Genomic DNA, 10,860 nt, shown 5'->3' with positions numbered 1-10,860 from the left:
GGAAATGGATGCGAGCCTGTTCACATCGATCCTGTTCGCCACCGTGGTGGCGGGAACCCCGCTGATCATCGTCGCGCTGGGCCTGCTCGTGAATGAGAAGGCCGGTGTGCTGAACCTGGGCGCCGAGGGCATGATGGCCATGGGCGCGGTCGCCGCCTTCGCCGTCACCCACCACAGCGCCAGCCCCTGGCTAGGCGTGCTGGCCGGCATGGGCGCAGGCATTGCGATGGCGCTGCTGTTCGGCGTGCTGACGCTGACCTTGATGGCCAACCAGGTCGCCTCGGGCCTCGCGCTGGCAATCTTCGGCGTGGGCCTCGCGGCTTTCGTCGGCAAGCCCTATGAAGCGGTCGCGCTGCAGGCGGTGCCGCCGATCCGCATTCCCTTCATCGCCGACATCCCGCTCATCGGCGAGGCGCTCTACAACCAGCAGGCGCTGGTGTATTTCTCCTGGGCCCTGTTCTGGACGCTGCTGTGGTTCCTGCACCGCAGCCGCGCCGGGCTGGTGCTGCGCGCGGTGGGCGAATCACCCGCCTCGGCGCACGCGATCGGCTATCCGGTGATCCGCATCCGCTATCTGGCGGTACTGTTCGGCGGCGCCATGGCCGGCATTGGCGGCGCCTTCCTGTCGGTGTTCTACACGCCGATGTGGGCCGAGGGCATGGTCGCCGGGCGCGGCTGGATCGCGCTCGCGTTGGTGGTGTTCGCCACCTGGCGGCCGCTACGGGTGATGATCGGTGCCTACCTGTTCGGCGGCGTCATGATCACGCAGCTCTTCATCCAGGGCTCCGGGCTGCAGATCGACTTCCCCTCGCAGCTGCTGTCCTCCCTGCCCTACTGGGCGACCATCATCGTGCTGGTAGCGATCTCGCGCAACGCCGGCACGATCCGGCTCAACTCTCCGGTGTCGCTGGGCAAGCCCTACCGGCCGGAAAGCTGACGCTGCCGAAAGCGTGAAATTTTCGGGTTGCCCCCTTCTCCGGGTGGCGTAGCATCGCGCCCGAACCTGACCGAAGAGGCTCGGCGCCTCCCCCATAATGCTCCTCGACCTGATCCGGACCACTGCCCTCCTACTCGCCCTGTGCATGCTGCTCGGCGTCAACCAGCGTTTCTGGGCGTCGGGCAGTCTCCAGGCCCGGCTCGGCGCGGGGCTGATCTTCGGGCTGATCTGTGTGGCCGGCATGATGATGCCGGTGACCCTCGCACCGGGCGTGATCGTCGACCCGCGCTCGGTGGTGCTCAGCCTCGCCAGCCTGTTCGGCGGACCGTTGACCGGCGCGCTCGCAGGCCTCATCGCCGCGGGTTATCGCATCGCGCTCGGCGGGGGCGGCGCGGCGATCGGTGTTACGGTGATCGTGATCGCCGTGGCCAGCGGGCTGTTCTACCGCGGTACGCTGCGCAGCCTGGGGGCCAGCAAGGCGCCGCTTGGCCTGTTCGCGTTCGGGGTCGTCCTGCACTTCATCACCCTGCTGATGATCTCCCAGGTTCCCGGACAGAGCATGGCGAGCGTGTTCGAAGCGCTGGGCCTGCCCTATCTGCTCGTGATGGGCGCCGGCACCGCCCTGGTGGGCATGCTGCTGCTCGACATCGAACGGCGCCGCGCCACGCAGCTCGCACTGCAGAAGAGCGAGGCCCGCCTGCGCGCAATCACTGCGGCGCTGCCCGATCTGCTGTTCCTGATCGACGAGGACGGGCGCTTTCTCGAGGTCATCACGAGCAGGCACGAACTGCTCCACACGCCGGCGGCGAGCGTGATCGGAAGACGCTTCGATGAGGTGCTGCCCGAGGCGGAAGGCGCTGCGGGTCTCGCGGCGATCACACGCGCACTGGATACCGGAGAGCGCCAGACCCTGGAGTACACCCTGTCCACCGCAGCCGGCGCACGCGATTTTCGCGCCTCCATCCAGGCGCTCGACCACGCCCTGGACGGACAGCGTGCGGTGGTCGCGCTGGTGCAGGACGTCACCCAGGCGCGCGCCAGCGAAGCGGAGATTCGCAATCTCGCCTTCTACGATCCCCTCACCAGCCTGCCCAACCGCCGGCTGCTGACGGAAAGGCTGGAGCACGCGCTCGGCGATGGCAGTCGCGGCGGCGCACATGGCGCGCTGATGTTCATCGACCTGGACGACTTCAAGAACATCAACGACGTTTACGGCCACCAGGCAGGGGATCTGCTCCTGCGCGAAACCGCTACGCGGCTGCGTGCCATCGTGCGCGAAACGGATACCGTGGCGCGCTTCGGCGGCGACGAGTTCGTGATCCTGCTCGAGCACCTTCCACAAGGCAAAAGGGAGGCCGTCGCCGCAGCGGATCAGGTCGCTGCGAAGATCCTCACCCGGCTCGGCGCCCCATACCGCATCGGCGGCCGACAGCAGACCACCACCGCGAGCATCGGCCTGGTGATGTTCGGCGACCGCCCCTACACGGCGGAAGAGCTGATGCAGCGCGCCGACCTGTCGATGTACGAATCCAAGCGCAGCGGCAAGAACACCGTGCGCAGCTTCGATCCAGCCATGCAGAGCAGCCTCAGCGAGCGCATGCGCGCTCAGGCTGCTCTGCGTGCCTCCCTGGAGAACCGCGAGTTCTTCCTGCACTACCAGCCTCAGTTCGACCGCGAAGGCCGCATCACCGGCGCGGAGGCCCTGTTGCGCTGGACGCATCCGCGAGAGGGTGCCGTGCCGCCGTTCCAGTTCATCAAGCTTGCCGAGCAGATGGGGATGATGCCCGAGCTCGGCCGGCAGGCCATGGAGATGGCCTGCCGCACCCTCGCAGGATGGGCTGCGGACCCCCGGCTCCAGTCCTGCTCACTGGCGGTCAACGTCAGCCCCGCCCAGCTCTATCAGTCCGGCTTCGTGGACGAGGTAAGCGCCCTGCTTGTCCAGACCGGCGCCCCGGCCGAACGGCTCAAGCTCGAGATCACCGAATCGCTGCTGCTTAGCGACATCGAGCAGGCAATCACCGCCATGAAGCAGTTGCGCGCAATGGGCATCCGCTTCTCCATCGACGACTTCGGCACGGGGTATTCGTCGCTGAGCTACCTGCAGCAGCTGCCGCTCGACGAGTTGAAGATCGACCGCGTATTCGTGCGCGACCTGCCGGACAATGCAAGCAGCCTGGCGATCGTGCGCACCATCATGGCGCTTGCGGACGCGCTGAGCCTGCGCGTGATCGCAGAGGGCGTCGAGACCCATGCGCAACACACCTGCCTGCTGGACAACGGTTGCGATGGATTCCAGGGCTATCTGTTTGCCCGCCCCGAAGAAGGCCACGCCTTCACCGCACGACTCGGGAAATTTGCCTGATCCACTGCCAATCGGCGTGGTTTGGCACTAGCCTTGCGATGCCATGGATAGGAACCGGGGAACGCGGTGCCCGACCGCCCCGTAAGAGGACTTGAATGGAAGCACGTTCACACCAGGCGGCCACACGCCCGAACAGCCCCGATACGCTGCCGGCGACGCCCCCGACGCGTTATCGCAGCATCTTCGCGAATAGCCACGCGGTGATGCTGATCCTCGACCCGGGCAGCGGACGCATCATTGACGCGAACCCCGCCGCGGAGGCCTTTTATGGCTGGCCGCACGACGTGCTCACCCGCATGCACATCACCGACATCAACACCCTCTCTCCCGCCGAAGTGGCCCGTGAGCTCAAGGCGGCACAGGCCTTGCAGCGCAATCATTTCGAGTTCCGCCACAGGAGAGCCGACGGCTCCATCCGTGACGTCGAGGTGCACAGTGGTCCCGCCGAGGACGGGGACCGCGCCCTGATCTTCTCGATCGTGCATGACATCACCGAACGCAAGCAGGCCGAAGCCGCGTCTCGTCGCTGGGAGCGTTTTTTCCGCATGTCGAACCTCGGCATCGCAATGCATGGTGTTGCCGACAACACCATCATCGACGCCAACGAGACCTACGCGAGGCAGCACGGTTACACCGTCGACGAAGTGCGCGGCATGGAGATCACCCGACTCTATGCGCCCGAGGCGCATCAGCAGCTTGCTGAATGCCTGGCCGAGGCGGACCGCACGGGAAGCATCAGCTTCGAAGCAGAGCATTTGCGCAAGGACGGCAGCCGGATGCCGATGGTGATCGGCGTCACGACAGCATATGAAGACGAGGGTGGCCCTGTGGCACGCTTCGCGTTTGCGCTCGACATCAGCGCGCGCAAGGCGGCCGAGGAGAAATTGCGCAAGCTGTCTCGTGCAGTGGAGGAGAGCCCGGAGAGCATCGTCATCACCAACACCGCCGCCGAGATCGAATACGTCAATGAGGCGTTCGTCCGCAACACTGGCTACTCGCGTACGGAGGCGATCGGGCAGAACCCCCGTGTGCTGCAGTCCGGACGCACGACCCCCGAGACCTACCGCCAGCTCTGGGACACCCTCACCGAGGGCAAGCCCTGGCGAGGCGAGCTCTTCAACCGTCGCAAGGACGGCAGCGAGTACCTCGAACTCGTCACGATCACCCCGATCCACGACGAGAGCGGGGCGACGACGCACTACGTGGCGGTCAAACAGGACATCACCGAGCAGCGGCGCATGGAGCTTGAGCTGCAGCGCTATCATGAACGCCTCGAAGGCCTGGTGGCGACCCGCACCATCGAACTTCAGCAAGCACTCGATGCGGCCAACGTTGCCAGCCGCGCCAAGAGCGAGTTCCTCACCACGATGAGCCACGAGATCCGCACGCCGATGAACGGCGTGATCGGCCTCCTCGACGTGCTCGAACGCTCGCCGCTCACGACCGAGCAGACACATCTGGTCAGGATCATGCGCGAGTCGGCCTCGACCCTGCTGCAGTTGATCGACGACATCCTCGACTTTTCCAAGATCGAATCAGGCAACCTCGAGCTCGACATCGGTCCAGTCTCACTGCAAGAACTCCTCGATCGCGTCGTCGACATCATGCAGCCGGTCGCCGAGCGCAAGCGCGTCAGGCTCACCGCGCACATCGGCGACGACACGCCCGCGATCGTGCATTCCGACGGACTCCGTCTGCGGCAAATCCTGCTCAATCTGCTCAGCAATGCGGTGAAGTTCTCCGCGGGACGGGCACAGCCCGGCGAGGTTGCGCTGGACATCGATCAGACCACCGACGGCATGCTCCGCTTTTCGGTCAAGGACAACGGCATCGGCATTTCTCCCCAGGCCCTCGAGAAGATCTTCCAGCCTTTCTCGCAGGCGGAATCCTCCACCACACGCCGCTTCGGCGGCACGGGGCTTGGGCTATCGATTTCGACCCGGCTGATCGAGCTGCTCGAGGGCCGCATCGAAGTACAGAGCCTTCCAGGCCAGGGGGCCACCTTCATCGTCACGCTTCCGGTGAACGCGATCAACGGAAAGACCGCGCACACGGTAGCGGTCACGCCGCCCGCCAGCGCCCCCCTTCATTGTCCGCCCCACCCAGCCACGCGCGCCCGCGCGTCGCACGTGGAAGAATCCTCGTCGCGGAGGACAACGACATCAACCGCCGCGTCATCGAGCGCCAGCTCGCCCTGCTCGGCCTGCAATGCGATCTGGCCGAGGACGGCTACCAGGCCCTGGCGCGCTGGCGCAGTGGAGCCTACGCCATGCTGCTGAGCGATCTGCACATGCCGGGGATGGACGGCTACGAGCTGACGGCACGCATCCGTGGCGAGGAAAGCACCGCACCGCGCATGCCGATCATCGCCATCACCGCCAACGCGCGCCGGGGCGAGGCGCAGCGCTGCATCGACGCGGGCATGGACGACTTCATCGTCAAACCGGTCGAAGTCGCGGTGCTGCGGCAGGTGCTCGGGCGCTGGATGCAGCTGGAAGACCACGCCACAGCGGGCGCGCAATCGGTGGCCAATGCGACGCCCGCATCCCCCCCCGTCTTCGACCCCCAGGTGCTTCCCGGCCTGATCGGCGACGACCCGGCGCTGGTCGCAGAGTTTCTCGGCGACTACCGTCGATCGCTGCACGAAACCCTGGTTCAGATCCGGGCGGCATGCAAGGACGGCCAGTGGCGCAGAGCGGGTGAGCTCGCGCACCGGCTGAAGTCCTCGTCGCGGTCGGTAGGCGCCATGCAACTCGGCGAACACTGCGCCGCCCTGGAGCTGGCCGGCCGAAACGAGGACGGCCCTGGCATCCCTGCGCTCGTCCAGGACGTCGAGGCGTCGGGAGACGCCGTCCTCGCCGCACTGGCCTCGTTGGATGACACACGCGCCCCCGCAGAGACTGCCGGTGCCGGCGCCCGCCGGCACCCCTGAAACGTCGGACCTCCATCGACAGAGAATGCTTCGATGCCCGCAGAAACGCTCAAGATACTGATCGTCACCGACATCACCGCCGACGCGATGCAACTCGTACGCCTGCTCGAGGATCATTTCGAGCATCTCGAGACGTCCTCGATCGAAAGTCGCTTCATCACCGACTTCGAGCGTGTCCGGCCCGACGTGCTGGTGCTTGCATTCCCCAGCCTGGAGCGGGCCGAACGCTACTCGCTGGGGCTCTACCGCCACTGCGAGATCGCGCACACCCTGCCCCACCGCAGCATCGTGCTGTGCGACAAGGATCATGTGCATCGCGCTTTCGAGTTGTGCAGGAAAGAATACTTCGACGACTACGTCATGTACTGGCCGATGGTGTACGACACGCCACGCCTTGCCATGTCGATCCTGATCGCCGGGCGCTCGCTCAGTGTCCAGCGCGCAGCGCCCGCGGCACGCGAGGTCGCTGCGCATGCGCGTTCGGTCGGGCAACTCGAGGCCGTGCTCGACGACAGCCTCGCCGTCGGACGCCAGCACGCCGAGGCGCTGGGCGATGCATTGAGATACGCAGACGCTGGCACCCAGACCCTGCTCACACCGAATGCACACATGCCGGCAACATCGGCCAAGCCCCCACACGCTCCGAACACCCCTGCATCGGGTACGCCCTTACCCGCATCGGGTTCACCCTTGCCCGCCGCGACCTTGACGGCCCCCCCCCCAGCCCCTTGCCGGCCTCGACCTTCGACCTTCCCCTCGGCGAGCCCGAGTTGCTGGACCTCGACCTCGACGGCGTCCCCAGCGGCCTGAGTCAGCCCCCCCCAGGCAGCACGCGAAAGCGGGACGACGTGATTCGGGAAGTTCAGGTGCGCATCGATGACGCCCAGAAGAAGGTCGTTCCGCTGACGGAATGGATCGGCAGCCTGAAGAAGGATGTCCAGCCTCAGCTCGACGCGGCGCGACAGCTCGGCGAACTGGCCAAACAGACGCCGCCGCTGGTCCTGGTCGTGGACGACGATCAGTTCCAGTGCAAGTTGCTGGAGCGCATGCTCGGCAACGCCGACTATGGCGCAGTGGTCGCGCACTCAGGCGCCGAAGCGCTCGCACTGCTCAGGCGCCAGCAGCCCGACATGATCCTGATGGATGTCGCCCTCCCCGACCTCAACGGCGTCGAGATCACCCGCCGCCTGAAATCCTCTCCAAGGACTAGAGATCTTCCCGTGGGACGCCAACTTCGAAACCGGCATCGAGCGCATCGACACGCAGCATCAGCAGCTTGTCGGACTGCTGAACCGTCTCGTAAGTCACCTGGCGTTTCAGTCCGACGCCCCCACGCTCGACACTGTCTTCGGACAGTTGCGCGACTACGTCGAACTGCACTTCACCACCGAGGAGGCCATCTGGCAAAACCACCTCGGTGAAGACCGCAGCGTGGCCGAGCATCACCGCGCGCACGGGAATTTCGTGGACGAGGTTTTGCGCCTCAAGGCCGAAGAAAGCAGCAAACCCCTCGAGACGGTCATCGAGAACATCGTCAACTTCCTCACCCGCTGGCTCGCACTGCACATCCTCGAATCCGACCGCCGCATGGCGCTCGTGGTGCAGGGCGTGGAACGCGGCCTGCCGATCGACGCAGCCCGACATGACTTCGTCGGCTGCCAGTCGGGCTGCGTCGATCGGCAGGAGCCGCTACCCGCCCCGCAGGCACAGCGTCTCACGCACATCGAAGACGCGAGCAACCATCTGCTGTCCGTGATCAACGGCATTCTCGACCTGTCGCGGATCGAGGCCGGCAAGTTCATGCTTGACGAAGGCCCCGTCAGCCCGAAGGAGGTCGTGCGCCGCGCAGTCGGCATGCTTGCGCAACAAGCCGAGAACCGGGGCCTGTATCTGCGCACCGCAGATGCGTTGCCCGACATGCCACTCCTGGGTGACGCCACCCGGCTACGCCAGGCCCTGATCAACTATCTGATGAACGCGGTGAAATTCACCGCCCAGGGCGGCATCACGGTGCGCTGCACGCTCGCGGAGGACAGCGGCGACACGGCGCTCATACGCTTCGAAGTGGAAGACACGGGCCCGGGCATTCCTGCGGACCAGCTCGCACGCCTGTTCGAACCTTACGAACAGGGCGGCATCCTGGGGGCATGCCGCGAAGGGGGGACCGGCTTGGGGCTTACGATCACCTCGCGCCTCGCGGAGATGATGGGGGGCGAGGCCGGCGCACGGAGCGAGCTTGGCCATGGCAGTTGCTTCTGGTTCACCGCAAGGCTGCGCAAGTCCACAGCGGCAAGCACCGCACTGCCGGCGATCGACGCCGAAACGGCGCGTCGAACCCTCGCAGACGAACATCACGGCGCGCGCGTGCTGCTTGCCGCAGACGACGAGATCAACCGCGCGATCATCCGCGTCCTCGTATCGCGCGCCCAACTGGACGTGACCTGCGTAGCCAACGGGGACGAGGCCCGGAGCATGGCCGAGCACATCAAACCAGACGTGATCCTGATGGACATGCAGATGCCCGGAATCGACGGCATCGAGGCTACCCGCTTGATCCGTGCGCAGGACTGGGGCCTGGAAGTGCCGATCATCGCCCTGACCGCCAACGCTTTCTCGGAAGACCGCGCACGCTGCCTGGAGGCAGGCATGGACGATTTCGTCACGAAGCCGGTCTCGCCTGCGCACTTGTACGAGACACTACGCCACTGGCTTGGCAAGGGGCGAACGCGCACTAGGCAGGGCTGATCCGCCCAACCGTCACCCAGCCGCCGCGCAGCCAGCTGCGTCCACGGTGACGCACGCAGCCGACCCCCGCTCAAGTTTCATGAAGCATGGCCGATATTCGATGACCAAGCCCACAAGGGCAAGCACCGATTCTCGCCGCCGGAGCGCAGCCATGCTCGACACACTCAAGCTCAAGACCAAGATCTCCCTCCTCATCGCCGCAACCTTCGTCGGCCTGGCCATCGGCATCGTCGTCGACGCGATGAACCTGAAGGACGAATTGCTTGAGGCGCGCAAATTGCAGGTGCGTTCCATCGTCGAGAGCGCCGTGCAGAGCGCAGTCGCGCAGCACGCCCGCATCGGCGAGCTCGGCGAGGCACAGGCCAAGGAACGCGCCTTGCAGGCGATCCACGGCATGCGCTACGGCGGCAGCGACGGCAAGTCGGAATACCTCTACATCTACGACAAGGCGGGCACAACGGTCATGCACCCCTTCCGCCCCGAGTGGATCGGCCGCAATGTGGTCGAGGAAGTGCGGGACGGCAAGGGCCGCTACACGCTCAAGGACATCCTCGCGATCGCTGGCAGCACCGGGGCAGGCTTCGTAGACACCTCCTTCCCTCGCCCGGGGACGAGCGAGGCGGTGGACAAGCTGCAGTACGTCGCCACCTTCGCACCGTGGAACTGGGTCATCGGCACCGGGGTGTACGTGGACGACGTCGAGAGGCAGTTCAGGGAGAGCCTGGTGAAAAACCTCTCCCTCAACCTCGCGGTCATGCTCGTGGTGGTGGTGCTCGGCATCCAGATCGGCCGCTCCGTGCTGCGCCAGATCGGCGGCGAACCCGCCGAGGCCATGCGTCTGATGGACCTTGCCGCCTCGGGCGATCTCACGGTCGCGATCCCGAACGCCCGCGCCGGCAGCCTGCTCGGCAACCTCTCTCGCATGCTCACTGCCATCCGCCAGATGGTGGGCGAGATCTCGACCAAGTCCGGCATCGTTCGCCAGACCGCGGAGGGCATCTCCACCTCCTCCAGCCAGGTCGCCGAAGCCTCGCATCGTCAAGCCGACTCCACCTCGTCGATGGCCGCTGCGATCGAGGAGCTGACCGTCTCCATCAACCACATCTCCGAGCTGGCACGCGACACCGAGCAATACTCCTCCTCCGCCGCGCAGCTGGCACAGGGCGGCGAGGCCCGGGTCGCCGAGGCTGCACGCGAGATGGCGCTGATCTCCGAGCAGACCTCAGCCGCCGCCGGCATGATCCGTTCGCTCGAATCACGGGCGAACGAAATCTCCAAGATCACCGAGGTGATCAAGGAAATCGCAGCGCAGACCAACCTGCTTGCGCTGAACGCCTCGATCGAGGCCGCCCGTGCCGGAGAGCAGGGGCGCGGATTTGCGGTAGTTGCGGACGAGGTCCGCAAGCTTGCCGAACGGACGGCAAAGGCGACGATGGACATCAGCGCGATGATCGACACCATGCTGTCGAGCTCAGAGACGGCCATGCGCACGACCGAGACAGCTATGACGCAGGTCGAGGACGGGGTCAAGCTTGCCCGGGCTGCGGGCGACGCCATGCGCGCAATCAGCGACGGGACCCAACAGGCTGTGCGCTCGGTCAACGGCATCTACACCGCGCTCAGCGAGCAAAGCCAGGCAAGCGCCGAGATCGCCACCAACGTCGAGCAGATCGCGCAGATGTCGGAGGAGAACAGCGCTGCAACCCAGCAGGCCTACGAAACCGCGCGGCAGCTCCGCGAGCTTGCGGCTGAAACGCGCACTGCAGTCAGAGTGTTCAGCCTGTGAAGACGGGCGCGTACTCAACCCGCAGGGCGGCGTAGGAAGACGTGAGACAGATCACGAAGGAACATGATTGCTGGCGCGGCGGGGGTGGCGCGGCGGGG

At 65.9% G+C, this 10,860-nt stretch carries 7 protein-coding genes and 1 pseudogene; all 8 read left to right on the top strand.

Annotated features, from left to right (window positions below; genetic code table 11):
• The first annotated feature begins 4 nt into the window (after positions 1-4).
• The 8 genes and pseudogenes from ACUH78_RS08530 (at position 5) to ACUH78_RS08495 (ending at position 10,762) form a co-directional block, all read left to right on the top strand.
• Positions 5-937, top strand: a complete 933-nt coding sequence (locus ACUH78_RS08530; protein WP_445333237.1) for an ABC transporter permease — start codon at positions 5-7, stop codon at positions 935-937.
• A gap of 97 nt (positions 938-1,034) precedes the next feature.
• Positions 1,035-3,299, top strand: coding sequence for a putative bifunctional diguanylate cyclase/phosphodiesterase (locus ACUH78_RS08525; RefSeq protein WP_445333236.1), 2,265 nt, complete (start codon positions 1,035-1,037; stop codon positions 3,297-3,299).
• Positions 3,300-3,394: 95 nt separating this feature from the next.
• Positions 3,395-5,578, top strand: coding sequence for a PAS domain-containing sensor histidine kinase (locus ACUH78_RS08520; protein WP_445333235.1), 2,184 nt, complete (start codon positions 3,395-3,397; stop codon positions 5,576-5,578).
• Entirely contained in the window at positions 5,461-6,231 is a 771-nt protein-coding gene (locus tag ACUH78_RS08515; RefSeq protein WP_445333270.1) for a response regulator, read from the top strand. Before ACUH78_RS08520 ends, ACUH78_RS08515 begins: the two co-directional genes overlap by 118 nt.
• Positions 6,232-6,264: 33 nt before the next feature.
• Positions 6,265-7,041, top strand: a complete 777-nt coding sequence (locus ACUH78_RS08510) for a hypothetical protein (protein ID WP_418363435.1) — start codon at positions 6,265-6,267, stop codon at positions 7,039-7,041.
• Between the two features lie 236 nt (positions 7,042-7,277).
• Positions 7,278-7,373: pseudogene (locus ACUH78_RS08505) on the top strand (hypothetical protein); the annotation flags it as partial.
• A 70-nt stretch (positions 7,374-7,443) separates the two neighbouring features.
• Positions 7,444-8,976 (top strand): bacteriohemerythrin, encoded by a 1,533-nt coding sequence (locus tag ACUH78_RS08500; protein ID WP_445333269.1) that lies wholly within the window; start codon positions 7,444-7,446, stop codon positions 8,974-8,976.
• Between the two features lie 151 nt (positions 8,977-9,127).
• Positions 9,128-10,762: a methyl-accepting chemotaxis protein gene (locus ACUH78_RS08495; RefSeq protein ID WP_445333234.1), complete on the top strand. Its 1,635-nt coding sequence runs from the start codon at positions 9,128-9,130 to the stop codon at positions 10,760-10,762.
• The last annotated feature ends 98 nt before the right edge of the window (positions 10,763-10,860 follow it).

The sequence above is a fragment of the Thauera sp. ZXT1-4 genome, from assembly GCF_052598215.2.
This window is presented reverse-complemented; position numbering and strand designations above follow the sequence as displayed.